A 20913-nucleotide genomic window follows, 5' to 3' on the forward strand; every position below is an offset into this window, starting at 1 on the left:
CCGGTCGGCGTCCCCGCCGTGCCGCGTCGGCGTCAGAGCCGCGTCGGCGTCAGAGCATGGCGCCGATCCGGGCGGCCATCTCGGCCTCGTGCTGCTGGTAGGCCGAGGAGACGCTGGTGAGCAGCTGCCCCATGCCGGTGAGCGCCTCGCTCACCCCCTGGCTGGACAGCCGCCACTTCTCGTAGAGCTCGCTGAACTGCACGGCGGCCTGACTGTCGGTCCAGCCCTCCAGCACCGAGCTGTTGATCCCGGCGGACAGCGTCGCGTGCCGGGCCGAGGTGTCGGCGGCCTCCGCCCGGCACTGCCCTGCCATCGTGTCCAGCGTCGCGATGTCGACCTTCATGACCCCTCCTCGGCTGCCGGGGACGTCCCGACGGGGTCCGAACCTAGGGCCGCCGCGGCGCGCGCGACCGCTGCTGTCCACAGCCGACCCGGTCGTCCACAGATGTCGATCGGGACCCCCGCGCCCCCGTCGGCCACCGGCACGATCACCGGGTGGTCAGGTCCCCGCTGCGGTGTCCCGCATGACGTCGACGTCCGGCGAGCACACCGCTCGCTGCTGGACGCTGCAGGCGCCCGACGGCGTCCTCGACGTCGAGATCCGGGCACCCGAGGAGGCTGTGCTCGGCGACGTCCTGGCGCGCCTGTCCGACCGGCTCCGCCTCCCCCCGGCCGAGCTGTGGTCCGGGTCGAGCGCCCTGCCGGCCAGCACCCCGCTGACGTCGGAGGCCCTGCGCCACGGCGCGCTGCTCGGGTGGGGCCGCCCCGGCCCCCGCGAGCCGGCCGACGGCGGTGCTCTCGAGCTGCACGTCGTGGCGGGGGCCGACGCCGGCCGTGCCGTCGCGCTCGGCCAGGGGGTGCTGGTCGTCGGCCGTGGCGCGGCCTGCGGGTTGACGCTCGAGGACCCGGACGTCTCGCGACGTCACGCCGTCGTGTCCGTGGCCGAGGGCCGGGTCACGGTCGCCGACCTCGGTTCCTCCAACGGCACCGCGATGACCGACCGCTCCGGTGCGACCACCCCCGTGGGCGCCGATGCGCAGGAGTGGCCGGTCGACTCGACGCTGCGGGTGGGGCCAGCGCCCTCCGGCTGACCGGTCCCCGCGGCGCCGGCCTGGAGTGCGCCGCCGCGCCGGCGGGGCGGGTGCACGTCCGTCCTCTCCCGCTGTCCCCGCCTGCTCCGGGGAGCACGACGGTGCTCCGGCCGACGCCCCCGTCCGAGCCGTCACGGCGACGGCTGGGCTGGGTCGCCGTCGCCCTCCCGGCGTTCGGCGGGGTGCTGATGGCCTGGCTCCTCGCCACGCCGCACTTCCTCTTCTTCGCCCTGCTGAGCCCGGTCGTCGCCGTGGCCAGCTGGTCGTCGGACCGGCTGTCCGGCCGTCGCGGTCACCGCCGGGAGGTCGCCGAGCACGCCGTGGCGCTCGCCCGGGCCGATGCCGAGCTCAGCCGGGCGGTCGCCGCGCACCGCGCGGCGCAGGAGGCCGAGCACCCCGACCTCGCCCTGCTGGCTGCCGCGGCGCGTCGGCGCAGCAGCCCGTTGTGGTCCCGGAGCAGCGCGGCCGCCCCGCTCAGCGTGCGGCTGGGCACGGGCCCGGGCGCCACCACCGTGACCACCGCCGAACCCGGCGGGAACCGTTCCGCCGTCCTGGCCGAGCACCTGCCGGTGGCGCTGCCACTGCCCCCCGGGACGGGTCTGGGCCTCGTGGGGCCGCGGACGGCAGTCCTCGGCGTGGCGCGCGCGCTGGTCTGCCAGCTGGCCGTGCTCACCCCTCCGGCGGGCCTGCGGATCGTGCTCGTGAGCGGTGAGCCCGAGCTCGCGGACTGGCGGTGGTGCCGCTGGCTGCCGCACCTGCAGGGGGTGGTCGTCCCGGACGAGCCCGTCGCCGACCGGCTGGTGGCCGTGCTGTCCGGCGCCCCGACCGCGGGAGCCGGCGCCGAGCCCCGGACGCTGGTCGTGCTGGACGGGCCGGTCGACCAGGCGACCGCAGCCCTGGTCGCGCGGGCGGGCACACGGGCCGTGTGGCTGGAGGTGGCCGGCTCCGAGGCCGCCCTCGCGATGCCGGCGCCGGCCCGTCTGCAGGTCGCCGGGGAGACCGGCACCGGCGGCCGGTTGCGGCTGCCCGGCGCCGACCAGGAGCGGCTGGTCGACCTGGACGCGGTCGGCCCGGCGACGGCCGACCGGATCGCGCGGGACCTGGCCCGGCTCGCCGTCCCGGCATCCGCCGGTGAGCTGCCCGGTGCGGCCCGACTGCTCGACCTCCCGGCCACCGGGCTCCGACTGGACCCGGGCCACGAGCAGGTGTCCGGCGCCTGGGACCGGGTGCGCAGCCGCCTCCTGGCCACGGTGGGTGTCACCGGCGACGGGCCGGTGGGGATCGACCTGGTCGCCGACGGCCCGCACGCGCTGATCGCCGGCACGACCGGCGCGGGCAAGTCCGAGCTGCTGCAGACCCTGGTGGCCAGCCTGGCCCAGCACCATCCACCGGACCGGTGCAGCTTCCTGCTCATCGACTACAAGGGCGGAGCGGCCTTCGGCGAGGCGGCGGCGCTGCCGCACACGGTGGGGATGCTGACCGACCTGGACTCCCAGTCGACGGCGCGGGCGCTGCGGTCCCTGTCGGCGGAGCTGACCCGCCGGGAACGCCTGCTGGCCGAGCACGGCGTGCGGGACCTCGCAGCGTTGCCGGTGCCGGTCGCCGCCAGCCGCCTGGTGATCGTGGTCGACGAGTTCGCCACCCTGGCCGAGGAGCTCCCGGGATTCGTCAGCGGCCTGGTGGGCATCGCCCAGCGCGGCCGGTCGCTCGGCGTGCACCTGGTGCTGGCCACGCAGCGCCCGGCCGGTGTGGTGAGCCCGGAGATCCGGGCGAACTGCTCGCTGCGGATCTGCCTGCGGACCACGGACGAGGGCGACGCCAGGGACGTGCTCGGCAGCACCCTGCCCGCGCACCTGCCCCCCGACCGTCCCGGCCGCGCCTACCTGCGGACCGGCAACGGGCCGGCCGCGCTCCTGCAGGTGGCGCTGGTCTCCGGCCGGCCGGCGCCGGCCGTGGCGCCGCTGACCGTCGCCCGGCGTCCGTGGCCGTCACGGCCGGGTCCACCGAAGCCCGGGCACCCGGGTGGCGAGGGCCCCAGTGACCTGCAGCGGCTGGTCCGGGCACTCGCGGAGCGGGCGCGGGCGGAGGAGATCAGCCCGCCGCACCGCCCCTGGCTCCCCCCGCTGCCCGACGAGCTCCCCGCCGCCGCGCTCGACCGCTGGTCGTCGGGGGCACCGGCGTCCCGGCTCCGGCTCGGCCTGCGCGACTCCCCCGACACGCAGCTGCAGACCCCGCTGGAGCTGGACCTGGCCGCCGGCGGCGGCTGGTTGGTGGTGGGCGGCCCCCGCAGTGGGCGGACCACCGCGCTGCGCACCGTGCTGGGCGAGGCGGTCCACCACCTGCCGCCGGGCCGCCTGCAGGTGCACGTGCTCGACCACGGCGGCGGGAGCCTCGCGGGGCTGGCCCACGGCCTGCCGCACACGGGCGCGGCCGTCGGCCGGGACGACGCGCACCGCACGGTGCGGCTGCTGGCCCGCCTGACCGAGGAGGTGGACCGGCGCCGTGGTGGCGGTGGCGGTGGCGGGCGACCCGGACCGTTTCTCCTCCTGCTGGTCGACGGGTACGAGAGCGTGGCCGCACAGCTGGAGGCCGCCGACCCCGCCACCGGTGCAGCGGCGCTGCTGCGGCTCGCACGGGACGGCGCCGCCGTCGGCCTGACGGTCGCACTCACCGCCGAGCGTGCCGTCCCCGGTGGCCGGCTGGCCGGCGCTGTCCGCGAACGCCTGGTGCTGCCGTTGCCCGACCGGGCCGACTACGCGGTGGCCGGCGTTGCCGCGCGGGCGGTGCCCGGCGATCGCCCGCCGGGGCGCGCCCTGGTCGGCGAGGAGGCCGCCGAGTGCCAGCTGGCGCTGCCCCGCACTCCCCTGGTGCCCGCCGTCGACCCGCCGGGCGCACCGTGCCCGGAGCCGCCCGTGCGGGTGGTCGAGCTGCCCGACGACCCGCGTCTCCCGCTGCCCGGCCCGGCCTCCACCGTCGCCGGACAGCCCGGTTCCGGACCCCGGACGTGGTGGTTGCCCATCGGCCCCGGCGGCGACGCCGGTGCGGCGGTCGGCGTGGACCTCGCGCGCACCGGCGGTCTGCTGGTGGTCGGGCCCCCGGGCAGCGGCCGGTCCAGTGCCCTGCGGGCCTTCGGCGCGCACGGCCGGTCGGCCGGGGCCGCCGTCCTGACCCTGGTCGCCGCGCCGGCACCCGCACCGCTCACCGTGGAGGACTCCGCGGTCGACGGTGTGCCGCAACCCGCCGGCGCTCAGCTGCCGAGCACGGACGCCGCAGGGGTGCGCAGCTGGCTGGCCCGGCACGAGGTGTGCCCGGTCCTCGTGCTCGCCGACGACCTGAGCTCGCTCTCCGACGAGGTCGGCGACGTGCTCACCGCGCTCGGCTCCACGCCCGGCCGCACGGCGGTCGTCGGCGCCGGGACCGCCGCGGAGGTCGCCGGGGCGTTCCGCGGTCCGGCTGCCGCGCTGCGCCGCAGCCGCACGGCGGTGCTGCTGCGGCCGGCACCCGGGGACGCCGAGCTGCTCGGGCTCCGGCTGCCCCGCACGCCGCTGCCCGCGCGGCCGGGCTCGGGCTGGCTGGTGACCCCGCACGAGGTCACCCGGGTGCAGGTCGCCCGGCACCGCCACGAGCCGGTCGACGCGTGAGGGAGGACGGAGCGGTCAGAGCAGCTCGAGCGCCGGGCCGATCTCCTGGGTCGCGTACCAGGCCAGCTCGTGCCCCTCCGCCTGGTCGACGACGAACTGTGCCTCCTCGCTCCCCAGGTCGGCCTCCAGCACGACGGCGGTCGCCGCGCGGACGTCCGCCTCCGCCTCGGCTCCGTCGATGTGCGCACTGGCGATGTCGGAGGTGGCCAGGTCGGCCGTGGTGCGGGCGGCACCGGCGTCGGCCCCCTCGTCCTGGAGGGGGGTCACCGAGGTCTCCGGGACGTCCGCGGCGAGCACCACCCGGCGGCGGGCGGCCAGCGGGTCGACGTCCATCAACCGGAGACTCGCCCGCGCCGCGGCGAGCAGGGCCGCGTACTCCAGCTCCTCGGCGTCGTCGCTCAGTTCGTAGAAGTCCCGCAGCTGCGGGGTGACCGTGAAGACCGTGTGCGGTCCCTCCAGTCGGCCCTCGTCGAGCAACCGCTGCAGCACGGTCGTCGTGGCCGGCAGGTACACGCGCACCGGTTCGCCTCCTCCAGGTCGAGAGTTCCAGCGACATCAACGCCGCTGACCCGACGATCTTCCCAGTCCCGCGTCAGGTGAGCGCCGCGAGCCCGCGAGCGGTGGGGGCAGCGGAGCCCTCCGTCAGCTCGACGCCTCCAGCAGGTAGGCGATCTCCTGCTCGATGAGGTCGGCGAGGACGTCGACGTCGCTGACGCTGTCCCGGTCCGCGTTCAACCCGAAGTAGACGGTGCCGTCGTAGCTGGTCAGCCCGATCGCCAGCCCCTGACCACGGACCAGGGGGACCACCGGGTAGACCTCGACCATCCGCGCGGGGCCCGCGTAGAGCGGCACCTGCGGGCCGGGCACGTTGGTGACCACCAGGTTGAACAGCCGCCGGGAGAGCCCGCTGGCGGCACGGGCACCGAGGGCGTGCAGCGTCGGCGGGGCGAACCCCGACAGCGCGCTGAGCGTGTCCGCACCGACAGACTGCCCGCTGGGCGCCAGGCCGCGCATGGCGAAGCTGATCCGGGCCAACCGCACCCGCGGGTTCGGCTCCCCCACCGGCAGGTCGACCAGGAACGACCGGACCTCGTTGGCTGCACCGTCCTCCTCGGCCCGCACCGACACCGGGACCAGGGCCCGGATCGAGGTGCTGCCCACCACCGGCTCCCCCCGGGAGAGCAGCCACTCCCGGAGTGCGCCGGTCACCGAGGTCAGCAGGACGTCGTTGACCGTGCCACCGTGCGTCTTGCGCACCGTCCGCAGGTCGTCCAGGGAGGCGCGGGCGACGGCCACCCGGCGCTGCCGTCCGATGGGTGCGTTCAGCGGGCTCACCGGCGCCGGGGACACCGCGGTGCGGGCCACCGCAGCCACCAGCCCGCCGGCCACCCCGGCCCAGCGGGTCGCGGTGGCCCGCAGGTCACCGGCCGCCGTCCGGGCGGTCTCGAGCACCGCCGAGGGGCGCTGCAGGTAGTCCTCCACCGCCTCCCAGACCAGGGCGGCCGACCCCGGCGGACGGCGCGGGCGCCACTCGTCCGGTGCCGTCGGAGCGGGATCAGCGTCCGGGTCCGGGTCGAGGATGACCTGCCCGATGTCGATGGCCCCCAGACCGTCGACGAGCGCCGGGTGGGTCTTGGTCACCACCGCCGAGCGGTCGCCGGCCAGCCCCTCGACGAGGTACATCTCCCACAGTGGCCGGCTGAGGTCCAGCGGCCGGGCGGTCAGCCGGGCGACCAGGTCCAGCAGCTGTTCCTCGGTGCCGGGACGGGGCAGCGCGGACCGCCGGACGTGGTAGCTCACGTCGAAGTCGGGGTCGTCGACCCAGGCCGGGTTGGCCAGGTGGCCGGGCACCTCCAGCACCTTCTGCCGGTACCGCGGCACCAAGGGCAGCCGGGCGCGCACCAGTTCGATCAGCGCGTCGTGGTCCAGCGTCCCGGACGGGCACTCCAGGACCAGCACCGCACCGACGTGCATCGGGGTGCCCGGTTCCTCGAGGTACAGGAAGGACGCGTCCAACGCGGTGAGCCGTTCGACCAACGTGACCTCCCTCACTGGTGCTGCGTCCACGCTACGGGCCGGGCTCACGTCCGCTGACCCCACCCCCTGCCGGCCCCGCGGGAGCACCGCCGCACGGCCGGCGCGGCTCAGCGGGAGCGCCGCCGCCGACGACCACCCGGCTCGGTGGCCCCGCTGAGCTGCGCGGCGAGCGTGCGCAGCCCGGTGCGCAGCGCGGAGGCGGGGGCGACCTCGGCCAGCGTCCGCCCGGCTGCCAGGGAGGCGTCGGTGGCCCGCCGGTCGGCCGGGAGGAAGGCACGGACCTCGCGGCCGGCGAAGCGGCTCAGCGCACCGGCGATCTCCTCCCGCGCGTCGCCGGGCACCGGACCCCGGCGGAGCTGGTTGACCACCACGACCGGCTCCACGTCCGGGAGCACCTCGCGCAGCTCGGCCAGTGCCCGGACGGTGCGCTGCAGGGCGACCGGGTCGGCGCCGCTGACGCAGAGCACCTCGTCGGCCTCCTCCAGCACGGTGAGGGTGGCCCCGTTCCGGCGCGGAGCTGCGGTGTCGAAGGAGAGCTCCTCGTCCTCCTCCAGACAGAACCCGCAGTCGACGACGGTCAGCGCTGCCAGCCGCCGGGCCTCCTCGAGCACCACGGCGACGGCCTGCGGCCGCAGCTCGGGCCACCGGTCGGCGCGGGCCAGGCCGGTCAGCACCCGCAGGTGCGGGTCCACCGCCCACGCCAGACGCGCCAGCGCGGCGACGTCCAGGGTCCCCGCCGCCGCCTGCCGGGCGGCTGCTGCGACGCCGGGTGACTCGTCCAGCAGGCCGAGCACCTGGGCGACCACCCCGCCGTAGACGTCGGCGTCCACCAGCAGCGTGGACACCTCCAGCCGCGCCGCCTCGTCCGCGAGCCCGACGGCCACGGTGGTGCGGCCGGGCGCCCCGGTCGGCCCCCAGACCGCGACGACCCGTCCTCGACCGGTCGGGCGGGTCGACTCCTCGGGCGGGAGCCCCAGCACCGGCAGCGCCGACCGTGGGTCACCGACGTCGTGGCCACCCACCGGCCCGCCGCTCACCGCGTCCCGCAGCGCGCGGGCGATCTCCTCGGCCGGGGCGTCGGCGGGCAGCACCCGGACGACGCCGAGCTGGCGGAGCCGGTCGGCCGCCCGGGTGTCGCCGGGTTCGACCAGACCGACGACCGCGATGCCGGCGGCGGTCAGCCGGGCCACCGCCGCGCCGTCCAGCCGACGCAGCTCGGCCGACAGGAGCGCCGCCTGGCCGGTGCCGGTCGTCGCGGCGGCCAGCAGGTCGGCGACGTCGACGCAGCGCCGGACGACGGTGACCCCGTGGTCCTCACGGTCCAGCGCCCCGACGAGCTCGGACTCCCACGAGGCGCCGGTGACCGCGGTGAAGACCTGCAGGGCCATCAGTCGGTCGGCCCGGCCGGGACGGCCCCGGCCGCGGCGCCGCTGGGGCCGGCCGTGGCCTCGACGGAGTTCCGGACGACGACCACCAGGCCCCGCCCCCTGATCGAGGCGAGCACGTCGGCAGCGTCCTCGGCGGCCACGGCGACCACCACCTGCACGGTCGAGGTGGCGGTGGAGAGCACGCCGTCCCCCCGCCCGGTGACCGCCTGCACCGGTGCACCGGACACCACGACGTCCACCCCGCCACCGGCCGGCGCGGAACCGCCCACCACCGGGTCGGCCACGGCGTAGACGTCGACCACCTGTCCGCGGTCGAGCCCGGGTGGGACGTAGCCGGCCTGCACCGGCAGCGCGAGCTGCACCAGGTCACCGGCCTCCTCGAGCACCGATCGCGGCAGCAGCTCGCCGGCCCGGACCGCGCGGGCCAGCACCCGGCCGGCGGGGCGGGTGCTGGTGGCCAGGTAGGCCTCCGCGACGTCGTCCAGCCGGACGGAGACCGGCACGAGGTCGGCGTCGGACAGCACGGTGCCGGCCGCCAGGTCACCGGCCGCCGACCAGACGGGCACGGTCGCGTCCGCGGCCGTCACCACCCGGGCGCCGACCAGGACCGAGCCGAGGACCAGCAGGACCCCGAGCACCAACCGCAGGTCCAGCCAGCGGGGCGGGCGGACCCGGCGGGCCGCCGGGCCGGGTGGCGCCGTGTCGGTGCGCGCGCCGGACGGCGCCGCGGTGGGCGCGCTCATCGGTCGGTCATCCCTCGCCCGGTCATCCCTCGCCCTGCCTGTCCGTCTCCGGCCGGTCACCCGGCTGACCTCGCCCTACGCGGTCGCGGGGGGAGATCATGACCGAGGGGCGAGCCGGCGCGCAGCCGTTGTCCACACCTTCGGGTGGACCGTCCGGGCCGTTGTCACCCGACTGCCACACTGGCGGGCACCTTCGACGGGAGAACACCGACCCCATGGCCACCCAGCGCTTCCTGACCCTCGACGACGTGGCGGAGATCCTCAACGTCTCCTGGTCACAGGCCTACGCACTGGTGCGGCGCAAGGAGCTGATCGCCATCCAGATCGGCGGGCGGGGTCAGTGGCGGGTCGAGAAGGACGAGCTGGAGCGGTTCATCCAGCAGAAGTACGCCGAGGCGCGCTCCTCGGCCGTCACCGAGGAGCCGGTCCCGGACGACGCCGAGGTCGACTCCACCCGCTGAGCTGATCGCCGGGTGCTCAGCCGAGCGCCGGCCCGGCCGTCCGGAGTGCGACGAGCGCGCCCAGTGACACCGCCCGCACCCCGGTGACCACCGCACGACGGCGGGGCTCGTCGACCGGGTGCTCGGCCAGTTCCAGGAAGTCCGCGCCGACCCGGTCGACCGTGCCGGCCAGGACGGCGCCGTCCGCCAGCAGGCAGTGCAGGGCAGCCCGGTCCCGGGCCAGCGCCCGCACCGCCCGGCGCAGGTCCAGCGCCCGGTCGACGGCGCCCTCGGCGGCCGCGGCGGCGGTCACGGCGGTGAGCCCGGACACCGCGCGCACCGCACCCAGCGCGACCAGCACCTCGCGGTGCTGCTGATCGACCAGCAGCACCCAGTCGACGCCCACGTCGACCAGCCGCCCGGCCAGCTCACCGGCGCCGCAGCTGAGGGAGACCTCCTGCCCGGTCGCGCCCCGCAACCGGTCGGCCAGCCGGACCCGACCGTGCTCGGCGCGCGCCCGGGACGCCTCGTCGGCCTGGTCGACGGCGGCCTCCTGCTCCGCCATCTGGGCCTCGAGGTCGGCGAAGAGCTGCTCCCAGCGCATGGACGGAGGCTAGCTCGTCCACAGATCCTTGCGTTTGGTTGCATTTGCTCTCGTTGATGGTGTTTGGTCGTCGCTGTGACCGGTGTGGGCATGTCCGCGGTGCGCTGGACGGCGACGACGACGACGTTCGTCCTCGTCGCCGGCGGCCTGCGCTGGCTCGGCCCCGAGCCGGGGGCGGTCCGCACCGCGCTCGCCGACCCGCAGCGGCTGGTCGACACCGCCGGGCCGGACGCCCTCGTGCTGGTGGCGGTGACCGCGCTGGCCTGGGCCTGCTGGGCCTGGGGCGCGCTCGGCCTGCTGCTGACCGCAGCGAGCGCCGCGCCGGGACTGGCCGGCCGGGCGGCCGGGGTGCTGCTGCGCGGCGTGCTCCCGGCCGGCGCCCGGCGGGCTGCGGCCATCGCGATCGGCGTCGGCCTCAGCACCGCGGCGCCCATCGCACTGCCCGCCGGAGCGAGCCCACTGGTCACCGCCTCGGCCGAGACGAACGACCCCGGGCCGGACTGGTCGTCGGGCTCCCCCGGGCCCGTGGTGCAGGCCGACTGGCCGGGCGGACCGGAGCCGGATCTTCCCGGTCCCCCGCCCGCGGAACCCGACCGGCCCGGACCAGCAGCCGGGGAGCACGTCGTCCTCCGCGGCGACTGCCTGTGGGACATCGCCCGCGACTGGCTCGCCGGCCACCGCCCCGGACACCCGGTCGCCGACGCCGAGATCGCCTCCGCCGTCCACGCGTGGTGGCAGACCAACGCCGCCGTCATCGGCCCCGATCCGGACCTGCTGCTGCCCGGTCAGGTGCTGCGGCCCCCGACCTGACCCCGCCGCCCACCCCGATCCGCCGTTCCCCGTCGTCTCGAGGAGACACCGATGACCGCCTCGCCGAGCCTCTCCCCCGCACCACCCGCGCCCTCGTCGTCCGGGTCGCTGACCGCAGCACCGGCGCCCCGGCGGCTGCACCTGGTCGCCGTCCCCACGCCCGGACCTCCACTGGAGGACCAGCGCGTGCCGGTGCGGCTGCTGGTCCCGGGCCGGCGCACACCGCGGCCGACACCTCCGCCCGGTCCACGGCCCCGCCTGGACCAGCCGGTCCGGCCGGCCGGTGAGGCGGCGGACTTCGGGCCGGCCTGGACGCGCCGAGCCGAGCTGCCCGACCCGCAGGCCGCCGGACGGCGCCTGGTCACCCTCACCCTCGAGGCGTTCGCCGGCCGCCGGCCGATCGGTCAGTTGCAGTCACTGGTGAGCCCGGCGCTCTTCCAGGCCCTCAGCGGTCGCCGCCGGCCGCGCTGGTGCACCGAGGGGACCGCACCGCTGCTGCTGGGCTCGGTGCGGGTGTGCGAGCCGGTGGACGGGGTGGCCGAGATAAGCGCCGTGGCCCGACGGGGAGGGCGGGCGCACGCGGTCGCGGCACGGCTGGAGGGGATCGACGGGCGCTGGCGCTGCACGGCGCTGCAGATCGGCTGACGGAGGTCCGGTCCCCGCGCCTGCCGAGCGGGGCCGTGCCCACACACGCCGACGCCCCGCCGACCAGTGGTCGGCGGGGCGTCGGTGGGTTCAGTGCGTCAGCCTGCGACGCCGTGGCACTGCTTGTACTTCTTGCCCGAACCGCACGGGCACGGGGCGTTGCGCGGGGTCTCCTTGGTGCCGGTGACGGTCGCGGTCTTCGCGGCCTTCGCCCGGCCACTCTCCTTGGCCGAGGTGTCGAGGCTGGGGGCGCTGTAGGTCAGCTCCCCTTGGTCCGGCGCCTCCAGGCCCTTGATCTCGAGCTCCGGTGCGTCCGCCGGCTCGGCGGCAGCCGTCCCGGCAACCGCCGGCGCAGCGGTCGCCGGTGCGGCAGCTGCGACGGGGGCCGGCTTGCGGGTGCGCCGGGCCGAGCTCGTCGTCCCGCTGCCGTTGCCGTCGGACGTCGGCGCAGCCGCCGGCGCCGGGGCAGCCGGGGCAGCACCGTTGCCGTCGGCAGCAGCCGGGGCGGCGGGAGCGGTCGGCTCGGCAGCGGGAGCGACCGGCGCAGCCGCTGCCGCCTGGGCTGCGGCCTGCCGGGCCAGCACCCGCTCGGTGCCGGCCTGCGCCCGGGCGAGCGCCTCCGCCTCGGCGGCGGCCTGCTTCTGCGCGGCCTCCGCGGCCTGCTGCTCCTTGGTCTTGACCTCGAGGTTGAAGAGGAAGCCGAGGGACTCCTCCTTGATGCCGTCGAGCATCGCGTTGAACATGTCGTAGCCCTCGCGCTGGTACTCCACGACCGGGTCGCGATTGGCCATCGCGCGCAGGTGGATGCCGGCCCGCAGGTAGTCCATCTCGTAGAGGTGCTCGCGCCACTTGCGGTCCAGCACCGTCAGCAGCACCCGCCGCTCGAGCTCACGCATGACCTCGGAACCGAGCGACTCCTCGCGGGCGGCGTAGGCGGCGTGCACGTCGGCGAGCAGCTCCTCCTTGAGCACGTCCGCGGTGAGCGCGGCCTGGTCGCCGTCGGCGACCCGGTCCAGCAGCTCCTGCCGGTCCAGGCCCACCGGGTACAGCGCCTTGAGGCCGCTCCACAGCTGCTCGAGGTCCCAGTCCTCGGCGTAACCGGTCTCGGTGGCACCGCTGACGTAGGCGATGACGACGTCGTCGACCATCGTCTGCACCTGCAGGTGCAGGTCCTCGCCGTCGAGCACCTTGCGCCGCTCGTCGTAGATGACCGTGCGCTGCCGGTTGAGCACCTCGTCGTACTTGAGGACGTCCTTGCGGACCTCGTGGTTCTGCTGCTCGACCTGGGTCTGCGCGGACAGGATCGCCCGGCTGACCATCTTGGACTCGATCGGCTGGTCGTCGGGCACCCGCAGCGTGGTCATCATCGACTCGAGCATCGGGCCGTTGAACCGGCGCATCAGGTCGTCGCCGAGCGACAGGTAGAACCGCGACTCCCCCGGGTCACCCTGGCGCCCGGACCGCCCACGCAGCTGGTTGTCGATCCGCCGGCTCTCGTGCCGCTCCGTGCCCAGCACGTACAGGCCGCCGGCCTCGGTCACCTGGTCGTGCTCGGCCTTGACCTGCGCCTGCGCCGACGCCAGTGCGTCGTCCCAGGCGGCCTCGTACTCCTCGGGGGTCTCCGCCGGGGACAGGCCCTTGGCCCGCAGCTGCTCGTCGGCGATGAACTCGGCGTTGCCGCCGAGCTGGATGTCGGTGCCGCGGCCGGCCATGTTGGTGGCGACCGTGACGGCGCCGAGCCGCCCGGCCATCGCGATGATCGACGCCTCCCGGGCGTGGTTCTTCGCGTTGAGGACCTCGTGCGGGATGCCCCGCTTGACCAGGTACCTGCTCAGCAGCTCGGACTTCTCCACGCTCGCGGTGCCGACCAGCACCGGCTGGCCCGCCTCGTGCCGCTCGGCGATGTCCTCGACGACGGAGTCGAACTTGGCCTTCTCCGTCTTGTAGATGACGTCGGCGCGGTCGGCGCGCACCATCGGCCGGTTCGTCGGGATGGGCACGACACCGAGGGAGTAGGTCTGGGAGAGCTCGGCAGCCTCGGTCTGGGCCGTGCCGGTCATCCCCGAGAGCTTCTCGTAGAGCCGGAAGTAGTTCTGCAGGGTGATCGTGGCGAGGGTCTGGTTCTCGTCCTTGATCTTCACCCGCTCCTTGGCCTCGATGGCCTGGTGCATGCCCTCGTTGTAGCGCCGGCCGGAGAGCACGCGGCCGGTGAACTCGTCGACGATGAGGACCTCGCCGTCGGTGACGATGTACTGCTGGTCCTTCTTGTAGAGCTCCTTGGCCTTCAGCGCGTTGTTCAGGTAGCTGATCAGCGGGGTGTTGGCGGCCTCGTAGAGGTTCTCGATGCCGAGCTGGTCCTCGACGAACTCGACGCCCTCCTCGCTGATGGAGATGGTCCGCTTCGCCTCCTCGACCTCGTAGTGCCGGTCGCGCTTCATCAGCGGGGCGATGCGGGCGAACTCGCCGTACCACTTGGCGCTGGTCTCGGCGGGGCCGCTGATGATCAGCGGGGTGCGGGCCTCGTCGATGAGGATCGAGTCCACCTCGTCGACGATGGCGAAGGCGTGCCCGCGCTGGACCAGGTCGTTCCGGCTCTGCGCCATGTTGTCGCGCAGATAGTCGAAGCCGAACTCGTTGTTCGTGCCGTGGGTGATGTCCGCGGCGTACTGCTCGCGGCGCACGTCGGGGCGCTGGCCCGAGACGATCGTGCCGATCGACAGGCCGAGGAAGCGCTGCACGCGGCCCATCCACTCGGCGTCGCGCTGGGCCAGGTAGTCGTTGGTGGTGACCACGTGCACGCCGTCGCCGCTCAGCGCGTTCAGGTAGGCCGGCAGCACACCGGTCAGGGTCTTGCCCTCACCGGTCTTCATCTCCGCGATGTTGCCCAGGTGCAGCGCGGCACCGCCCATCAGCTGGACCCGGTAGTGCCGCTGGCCCAGCGTGCGGGTCGACGCCTCGCGGACCACGGCGAACGCCTCGGGGAGCAGGTGGTCGAGGGTCTCCCCGTCGCCGTAGCGCGCCTTGAACTCATCGGTCTTCGCGCGCAGCTCGGCGTCGGTCAGATCGGTGACGTCGGGCTCCAGGGCCTCGACCGCGTCGGCGATCTTCGTCAGCCGTCGGACGATCTTGCCCTCACCGGCACGCAGGATCTTGTTGAACACCACCCCCCCAGCGTAGGCGGCGCGGCTGTGAAGCGGTCCCGGCGCGGCCGAGAACGGCATCCGGATCCGCCGACTCGTACCCTCCGCCACGTGTCCTCCGACTCGAACTCCCCCTCCGCCGCGCTGCTCGGTCCCGGGGCGGTGACCTTCTTCACCGAGCGGCACCTGGCCACGCTGACCACGTTGCGCGCCGACGGCAGCCCGCACGTCGTGCCGGTCGGCGTCACCGTCGACGCCGCCACCGGCACCGCCCGGGTGATCACCTCGGGCATCTCGGCGAAGGTCCGGCACGTGCGGGGTGGGCAGACCCGGGTCGCGGTCTGCCAGGTCGACGGCAAGGTGTGGACGACGCTGGAGGGGACGGCGACGGTGCGCGAGGACGCCGGGTCCGTCGCCGACGCAGAGGCCCGGTACGCCGTCCGCTACCAGCAGCCGCGGGTCAACCCGGCCCGGGTCGTGCTGGAGATCTCGGTGGACCGGGTGCTGGGCAACGCCGAACGCTGGCGGGGTCCGGGCCAGGACGAGAGCTGACCGGGATGGACGTGGGCGGCATGGACCTGAGCGGCATCGACCTGACCACCGAGGTGGTCCGCACCGACCGGCTGGTCCTGCGCCCCTTCCGCGAGGACGACGTCGACGCGGTGCTGGCCGCGTGCCAGAGCCCGGACATCGCGCGCTGGATCGCGGCGGTGTCGGTGCCCTACACCCGCGCGGACGCCGCCGGGTGGGTCACCGGCGAGGCGCCGGCCATGCGGCGCGAGGGCACCGGCCTGACCGTGGCGATCGAGGCCGACGGGCGGTTCGTCGGGTCCGGCGGCGTGCACCGGATCGGTCAGCACCCGATGGGCCCCGAGGTCGGCTACTGGATCGCCCCCGAGGCCCGCGGCAACGGGTACGCCGCAGAGGCGGCGCATGCGCTCGCCGAGTGGGCGATCGGGCTGGGTGCGCACCGGGTGTACCTCGTCGCCGACGTGCTCAACACCGGGTCCCAGGCCGTCGCCCGCCGGGCCGGGTTCACCCAGGAGGGCGTGCTGCGCTCCTACCTCGCCTACCGGGACGGCAGCCGGGGCGACGCCGCGGTCTTCTCCCGGCTGCCCGGCGACTGAAGAAGGGCCTCCCTGCCCCCCACCACTCGCACGCTCGCGGCGGGCCCCTGCAGGGAGGCCGACGCGGACGAGCCGCCCTCCGCGGGTGCGGAGGGCGGCTCGCCGGGGTGACCGGGTCAGGCGTGCGCGGGCTCGAGGTCTCCCGCTGCCGCGGACGCCGCGATGGCTGCGGCGTCGTCGTCCTCGGCGGTCGCCGGGGCACCGAGCCGGATCAGCCCGTAGTCGAACGCGTGCCGGCGGTAGACCACCGAGGGGACCCCGGTGTCGGCACAGAGGAACAGGAAGAAGTCGTGGCCGACCAGCTCCATCTCGTAGAGGGCCTGGTCGACGTGCATCGGCGTGGCCGGGTGGACCTTCTCCCGGACGATCTGGCCGGGCAGGTGCTCGTCCAGGTCGGTCACCAGGGGCCCGTCGGCCAGCGCGGCCTCGACGTCGGCGGACGGGGTCCCGTCCAGTGCAGGTTCCGGGGCGCTGCTCACCTCGGGGAGCGCCGTCTCATCGACGGCGGGGACGTTGTCGATCCGCACGCTGGGCGGCGTGCGGCGGCCGTGGTGCACGCGGCGACGGTCGTTCGCCCGTCGCATGTGGTTCTCCAGCTTGCCGGCCGCGAGTTCCAGTGCGGCGTAGAAGTCGGGGGCGGAGGCTTCGGCGCGGGCCACCGGCCCCTTGCCCCGCAGCGTGATCTCCACGCGCTGGGCGTTGGCTGACTGCCGAGGGTTCTTCTCGTGCAGCAGCTCCACGTCGATGCGGATGACCTTGCCGTCGAACCGTTCCAGCTGGCCGACCTTGTCCTCCACCTTCTGGCGGAAGTGCTCCGGCACCTCGACGTTACGACCACGGACCACGATCTCCATGGGACCTCCCGGTTGAGCGGGGTGTGATCAACCCGACGCTAGACGCCTTGTCCCGGTCCCGACAGTGGAAGCAGAGCCGAGCCCGTCCCCACCCCGACCACGCACCGTGAACGCCCCAGGTGGCGGCGGGGTGAACGGTCGCCGTACGCGCCGTGGAGTGGCCGCGACGACCGCAGCGACCACCGGCGTGTCCCGGCCCGGCGTGCCCCCCACCTCGGCCAGCGCCCGGGCCCCCTCGGTCAGGGTCGCGCCGCTGGTGACGACGTCGTCCACCAGGACCAGCCGACTGCCGGCGGACACCCCGGCCCACGCCCCGTGCCCGGCCGGCAGCACCCGGAACCGACCGGCCAGGTTGGCCCGCCGGGCGGCGGCGTCCAGGCCGGCGGAGTCCCGGGTCCGCCCGGCCCGCCCGCGCAGCCTCCCCAGCACCGGCGCCGTCCGGGCGGGCACCCCGGCTGCCCGCAACTCGACCACGGCGCGGTCGGCCAGTTCCCGCACGTGGTCCCGGCCCCGCTGGCGCACCGCCGCCGCGGAGCTCGGTACCGGCACGAGGACGACCGGTGCGGACGCCGGCCCCGCCGCACCGGCCAGCACGACGCCGACCGCCAGTGCCAGCGCCGTGCCCAGCGGCCCGGCCAGCTCGGCGCGGCCGTGCTCCTTGAACGCCAGCACCGCCGGGCGGACCGGACCGGCGTAGGCACCGGCCGCCACGGTCGGCGGGAAGCCGGGCGGGTGTCGCCGCGGCTCGGCCAGCCGGGGCCGGGTGAGCCGGCCACGGCAGGCCGGGCACAGGACGTCACCGGGCCGGGCGCAGCCGGCGCAGCTGCGCGGCAGCACCAGGTCGGCCAGCACCCGGCTCCCGGCCCGCAGCACCTCGGTCACACCGCCGTCCGCGTCCCGTCCCATGCCGGGAGCCTGCCCGTCCCGGGCCGCACCCCGGTCGCGCAGCGAGCAGCTGGGGACCCGGGGTGGCCGTGGGGACGACGGCCAGCGCCCTCGGGTCACATCGGGTAGAAGGGCGCGCCTCCGGGCAGCGGCTCGGCACCCCGCACCGCGGTCACCCAGTTGCCCCCGGGCAGTTGCCACAGCGTGCCGCCGGCGCTGACCAACGGCTGACGCCCCGGCGCTGCCGCGACGGCGGTCGGCTGTGCGGGCAACCCCGCGGTGGTCAGCTCGGTGAGCCCCCAGCCGTCGACGCTCACCTCGTAGGGGACGGTGCGCCCGGTGCTCGGGTCACCGGCCAGCAGCAGCAGCGACCCGGCGTTCCGCCAGGCGACGTCCACCACCTGCCGGATCGACGGGGTCACCGAACGCAGGTCCCGGACGCTGACCGCGTCCTCGGCCCGGACGACCGTCCCGACGTAGAGCTGGCCGCCCTCGGGGCCGTCGAACACCACGGCGGCCCGCAGTCCGTCCGGGGAGAGCTGGAAGGTGGTCGCCCGACCCAGCCCGGGCAGCGTGGGGGCACTGACGGTCTGCGGCGCGCCGCCGCCGGGGAGCCGGATCACCTCGGCACCGTCCCGGACGGTCCACACCTCCGCCCGGGTGCCGGCCGTCGTCGGCTCGGTGAAGCTCGCGCCGGTCAGCGCGGGCACCAGCTCCCCGCCGTACTGGCCGGCGTACAGCGTGGCCGGCGCCCCCGACGCCGAGGCCGAGGTGGACACCCCCACCGTCAGCCCGAGCGCGCTGGTCCGGCCGTCGACCGAGACCGCCGCCGAGCCGAGGCGGTACACGCCCGCGCCGGCGGGACCCGGCGCGGCGCTGCCGTCGGAGGCGCGACGGAGCGCACCGTCGGCGACGTAGTGCCCGACGGCATCGGCCGGGACGACGTCCGGGTCGTACTGCTGCCAGTCGTCGACGCGCTGCTGTCCGGGCACGTCCGGCAGGCCGAGGTCCTGGCCGTCGCGCAGCACCTCGACCGAGGTGAGGTCCAGCTGGTCCAGCGACCAGACCAGCTGCGCGGAGGCCGCCTGCAGGGTCGCGTCGTCGACGTCGGCGGGGAAGCTGAGGTCGACCGTCGCCGACCGACCGGAGGTGCTCACCGTGCTGCGCAGCTTCGCGCCGGTCAGCGGGTTGAGCACGCCGGCGGCGATCTGCGGGGACGGGCCGTCGAGCAGGCGCTCCACGAGCGTGTTCGGCTGGGCACCGCCCTCGACCAGGTAGCGGGGATCGGGCACCACCCGGGTGCCGGACTGGTCGATGAAGTAGGCGTCGACGGGTTCGTAGGTGCGGGCGAAGTCCGGCTCGAGCATCAGCAGCCCGTCGGGTGGGTCGCTGATCCGCCACTCCCCCGACTCGTCGGTGAGCGTGAAGTCCTTGTTGTAGACCTCACCGGTGCCGACCGTGAAGCTGCCGCGTTCATCGACGGTGCCCACCTCGGCAGCGGTGACCTCGACGACGCCGGGTTCGGTGCGCACCGGTGCGTAGTCGCCGCTGATGACGGTCAGCCCGTCGCTGTCCCGCCAGGTCTCCGCGGCCTCCTCGGTCAGGTACTGACGGGCCACCGGGTGGTTGCGGACGGTGCTGGCGTTGGCGTCGATGAACCCGCGGACGACCTCCTCCGGCGTCGCGCCCGGTACCGGCGCCGGCGGCTCGATGCCGACCGCACCGGCCGGCGGGGCGGCCGCCTGGGTGATCCGCACCGTGGGGGAACTGCTGGGCACCGTGCTGCAGCCGCCCAGCAGGAGCGCAGCGAGCACCGCGACCAGCGGTGCGCGCCGGGCGGTGCTGCGGCCGGTCACGATGCACCCCCGACGACGCGTGCCTGGGCCGGGCGCAGCGGGAGCGGCGAACTGGACAGCCCGCCGCCAGCGTTCAGCGGCAGGGTGAGCCGGAACTGGGCGCCCTGCCCGGGCTGGCCCCACACCTGCAACCAGCCACCGTGCAGCCGGGCGTCCTCCAGGCTGATGGACAGACCGAGGCCGCTGCCGCCGACGGTGCGCATCCGCGAGGGGTCGGCGCGCCAGAACCGGTCGAACACGTGCTGGGCGGCGACCGGGTCCAGGCCGACACCGTGGTCGCGGACCGTGATCGCGGTCGCCGACCGGTTGGCCGCCAGGACGATCTCGACCGGCTGCCCCTGCCCGTGCTCGATCGCGTTGCCGATGAGGTTGCGCAGCACCCGCTCCACCCGTCGACCGTCCACCTCCGCGATCACCGGCGACGTCGGGACGTGCACCTGCAGGGCGCAGCCGTGCCGCTCGGCGAGCGCGGTCATGCCGGCGGCCACCCGCTCCACCAACGGGCCGAGGTCCTGCGCCTCCGCCTCGAGCGTCGCCGCACCGGCGTCGTAGCGGCTGATCTCCAGCAGGTCGGTCAGCAGGCCCTCGAACCGGTCGAGCTCGGCCCGCAGCAGCTCCGCGGAGCGGGCGACGGCCGGGTCGAAGTCCGCGCGCGCCTCGTGCAGCACGTCCGCCGCCATCTGCACCGTGGTCAGTGGCGTCCGCAGCTCGTGCGAGACGTCGGAGGTGAACCGCTGCTGCAGCTGCGAGAGCCCCTCCAGCTGGGTGATCTGCTTCTGCAGGCTCTCGGCCATCGCGTTGAAGCTGGTGGCCAGCCGCGCGAGGTCGTCCTCCCCGCGCACGGCCAGGCGCTCCTCCAGGTGCCCGGCCGCCAGCCGCTGCGCCCCGCCGGCGGCGCTGCGCACCGGGCCGACGACCAGCCGCGTCACCAGGACGCCGATGCCCACGACGAAGAGCACGAGCGCGGTCCCGCTGATCACCACGGTGCTGCGGATCAGCCCCAGGCTCTCCTGCTCCTGGTCCAGCGGGAAGGCGAAGTAGACCTCCACGCGGTCGCCGCTGCGGGCATCGGTGGGCACGGGCGCCCCGACCACCAGGGTGGGCACGGGCTCACCCTGCCCACCGGGCACCGGGGCGTACTGGTAGGCCGGGGACCCGTCGGCCACCTCGGCGCGCAGGTCAGGAGGGAGGGCCGGGTAGATGTCCAGCCGGCTCCACGCCGGGCGTTCCTGCTCGCCCGAGCCGTAGACCATCACGACCTCGAAGTCGCCGGCCGCACCGCCGCGGGACGTCAGCCCCTCGACCGTCCGGGCCAGCGTGGACCGGACGCTCGCCGAGTCACCGGTGGCGATGCCGCTGACCTCGGTCTGGGCGTACGCCACCCCGTTCAGCACCTGGTCGATGGCGGCGTCGCGCTTGACCCGGAGCAGCTGGTCGCTGATCTGGCTGAACAGCACCAGGCTCACGATCACCACGACGGTGCTGGCGACCAGCATGGTGATCGCGCCGATCCGCAGCTGCAGCGAGGACCGCCAGGCGTGCACCGCACGGCGCAGGGCGTGCCGCCCGACCACCAGTGCGCGCCGCCGTGCCCGGCGCGCCCGGCGGCGCACCCGGGTCGACGGCGGACGACGGGCGGGCCGGGGCCCGGG

At 75.6% G+C, this 20913-nt stretch carries 18 protein-coding genes; 7 read left to right on the plus strand and 11 right to left on the minus strand.

Annotated elements, in window-relative coordinates; all coding sequences use genetic code 11:
* Window positions 1–49 precede the first annotated feature (49 nt).
* Window positions 50–343, minus strand: coding sequence for a WXG100 family type VII secretion target (locus IN07_RS21935; protein ID WP_036340408.1), 294 nt, complete (start codon window positions 341–343; stop codon window positions 50–52).
* Between the two features lie 181 nt (window positions 344–524).
* Between IN07_RS21935 and IN07_RS24280 the strand changes: the two genes are divergently transcribed.
* A complete protein-coding gene (locus IN07_RS24280; protein ID WP_052091614.1) occupies window positions 525–1091 on the plus strand; it encodes an FHA domain-containing protein in 567 nt (188 codons plus the stop codon).
* 101 nt (window positions 1092–1192) lie between these two features.
* A complete protein-coding gene (locus tag IN07_RS21940; protein WP_156119335.1) occupies window positions 1193–4732 on the plus strand; it encodes an FtsK/SpoIIIE domain-containing protein in 3540 nt (1179 codons plus the stop codon).
* Window positions 4733–4747: 15 nt separating this feature from the next.
* Here the strand turns inward: IN07_RS21940 and IN07_RS21945 are convergent, their stop codons facing one another.
* The 4 genes from IN07_RS21945 to IN07_RS21960 all read right to left on the minus strand — a co-directional run bounded on the left by IN07_RS21945 (window position 4748) and on the right by IN07_RS21960 (window position 8900).
* A complete protein-coding gene (locus IN07_RS21945; protein WP_036340414.1) occupies window positions 4748–5251 on the minus strand; it encodes a DUF6912 family protein in 504 nt (167 codons plus the stop codon).
* A gap of 123 nt (window positions 5252–5374) precedes the next feature.
* Window positions 5375–6769 carry a WS/DGAT/MGAT family O-acyltransferase gene (locus tag IN07_RS21950; protein WP_036340655.1) on the minus strand — a complete coding sequence of 465 codons (1395 nt, stop codon included), beginning with the start codon at window positions 6767–6769 and terminating at the stop codon, window positions 5375–5377.
* Window positions 6770–6876: 107 nt separating this feature from the next.
* Complete coding sequence (locus IN07_RS21955; RefSeq protein ID WP_036340416.1) at window positions 6877–8157, minus strand: AAA family ATPase; 1281 nt, start codon at window positions 8155–8157, stop codon at window positions 6877–6879.
* Complete coding sequence (locus IN07_RS21960; RefSeq protein WP_036340418.1) at window positions 8157–8900, minus strand: SAF domain-containing protein; 744 nt, start codon at window positions 8898–8900, stop codon at window positions 8157–8159. Before IN07_RS21960 ends, IN07_RS21955 begins: the two co-directional genes overlap by 1 nt.
* A 215-nt stretch (window positions 8901–9115) precedes the next feature.
* Here IN07_RS21960 and IN07_RS21965 point away from each other — a divergent pair, with 215 nt between their 5' ends.
* The gene (locus IN07_RS21965; RefSeq protein WP_036340421.1) at window positions 9116–9361 is read left to right on the plus strand and encodes a helix-turn-helix domain-containing protein; all 246 of its coding nucleotides are present in this window, start codon (window positions 9116–9118) and stop codon (window positions 9359–9361) included.
* Window positions 9362–9377: 16 nt separating this feature from the next.
* On the opposite strand, the gene IN07_RS21970 is transcribed toward IN07_RS21965, so the two are convergent.
* The gene (locus IN07_RS21970; protein WP_036340423.1) at window positions 9378–9944 is read right to left on the minus strand and encodes a hypothetical protein; all 567 of its coding nucleotides are present in this window, start codon (window positions 9942–9944) and stop codon (window positions 9378–9380) included.
* Between the two features lie 90 nt (window positions 9945–10034).
* On the opposite strand from IN07_RS21970, the gene IN07_RS21975 reads away from it, so the two are divergent.
* Both IN07_RS21975 and IN07_RS21980 read left to right on the plus strand, forming a co-directional pair.
* Window positions 10035–10754, plus strand: a complete 720-nt coding sequence (locus tag IN07_RS21975; protein ID WP_036340657.1) for a LysM peptidoglycan-binding domain-containing protein — start codon at window positions 10035–10037, stop codon at window positions 10752–10754.
* A 51-nt stretch (window positions 10755–10805) separates the two neighbouring features.
* Complete coding sequence (locus IN07_RS21980) at window positions 10806–11399, plus strand: Rv3235 family protein (protein WP_036340425.1); 594 nt, start codon at window positions 10806–10808, stop codon at window positions 11397–11399.
* A 98-nt stretch (window positions 11400–11497) separates the two neighbouring features.
* Here IN07_RS21980 and secA read toward each other — a convergent pair whose 3' ends face one another.
* A complete protein-coding gene (secA, locus tag IN07_RS21985; protein ID WP_036340660.1) occupies window positions 11498–14563 on the minus strand; it encodes a preprotein translocase subunit SecA in 3066 nt (1021 codons plus the stop codon).
* An 87-nt stretch (window positions 14564–14650) separates the two neighbouring features.
* Here secA and IN07_RS21990 point away from each other — a divergent pair, with 87 nt between their 5' ends.
* A complete protein-coding gene (locus IN07_RS21990) occupies window positions 14651–15091 on the plus strand; it encodes a TIGR03618 family F420-dependent PPOX class oxidoreductase (RefSeq protein WP_081975610.1) in 441 nt (146 codons plus the stop codon).
* A gap of 5 nt (window positions 15092–15096) precedes the next feature.
* The gene (locus tag IN07_RS21995; protein WP_081975611.1) at window positions 15097–15666 is read left to right on the plus strand and encodes a GNAT family N-acetyltransferase; all 570 of its coding nucleotides are present in this window, start codon (window positions 15097–15099) and stop codon (window positions 15664–15666) included.
* 116 nt (window positions 15667–15782) lie between these two features.
* On the opposite strand, the gene hpf is transcribed toward IN07_RS21995, so the two are convergent.
* The 4 genes from hpf to mtrB all read right to left on the minus strand — a co-directional run.
* Window positions 15783–16520 (minus strand): ribosome hibernation-promoting factor, HPF/YfiA family, encoded by a 738-nt coding sequence (gene hpf / locus IN07_RS22000; protein ID WP_036340428.1) that lies wholly within the window; start codon window positions 16518–16520, stop codon window positions 15783–15785.
* Window positions 16521–16547: 27 nt separating this feature from the next.
* Window positions 16548–17426, minus strand: coding sequence for a ComF family protein (locus IN07_RS26795; RefSeq protein ID WP_156119336.1), 879 nt, complete (start codon window positions 17424–17426; stop codon window positions 16548–16550).
* 95 nt (window positions 17427–17521) lie between these two features.
* Window positions 17522–19261, minus strand: a complete 1740-nt coding sequence (locus IN07_RS22010) for an LpqB family beta-propeller domain-containing protein (RefSeq protein WP_036340431.1) — start codon at window positions 19259–19261, stop codon at window positions 17522–17524.
* Window positions 19258–20913 (minus strand): MtrAB system histidine kinase MtrB (mtrB, locus tag IN07_RS22015; protein WP_052091629.1); only part of this gene is annotated, 1656 nt, incomplete at its 5' end. The genes IN07_RS22010 and mtrB, both read right to left, overlap by 4 nt.

This window comes from Modestobacter caceresii, assembly GCF_000761485.1.
In the GTDB taxonomy this organism is placed as follows: domain Bacteria; phylum Actinomycetota; class Actinomycetes; order Mycobacteriales; family Geodermatophilaceae; genus Modestobacter; species Modestobacter caceresii.

Coding starts and splice junctions, on each gene's coding strand:
- IN07_RS21975 (WP_036340657.1), top strand. CDS start 10,035: ATGTCCGCGGTGCGCTGGACGGCGACGACGACGACGTTCGTCCTCGTC.
- IN07_RS21965 (WP_036340421.1), top strand. CDS start 9,116: ATGGCCACCCAGCGCTTCCTGACCCTCGACGACGTGGCGGAGATCCTC.
- IN07_RS26795 (WP_156119336.1), bottom strand. CDS start 17,426: ATGGGACGGGACGCGGACGGCGGTGTGACCGAGGTGCTGCGGGCCGGG.
- IN07_RS21995 (WP_081975611.1), top strand. CDS start 15,097: ATGGACGTGGGCGGCATGGACCTGAGCGGCATCGACCTGACCACCGAG.
- IN07_RS21970 (WP_036340423.1), bottom strand. CDS start 9,944: ATGCGCTGGGAGCAGCTCTTCGCCGACCTCGAGGCCCAGATGGCGGAG.
- IN07_RS21960 (WP_036340418.1), bottom strand. CDS start 8,900: ATGAGCGCGCCCACCGCGGCGCCGTCCGGCGCGCGCACCGACACGGCG.
- IN07_RS21980 (WP_036340425.1), top strand. CDS start 10,806: ATGACCGCCTCGCCGAGCCTCTCCCCCGCACCACCCGCGCCCTCGTCG.
- hpf (WP_036340428.1), bottom strand. CDS start 16,520: ATGGAGATCGTGGTCCGTGGTCGTAACGTCGAGGTGCCGGAGCACTTC.
- IN07_RS21955 (WP_036340416.1), bottom strand. CDS start 8,157: ATGGCCCTGCAGGTCTTCACCGCGGTCACCGGCGCCTCGTGGGAGTCC.
- IN07_RS21935 (WP_036340408.1), bottom strand. CDS start 343: ATGAAGGTCGACATCGCGACGCTGGACACGATGGCAGGGCAGTGCCGG.
- IN07_RS24280 (WP_052091614.1), top strand. CDS start 525: ATGACGTCGACGTCCGGCGAGCACACCGCTCGCTGCTGGACGCTGCAG.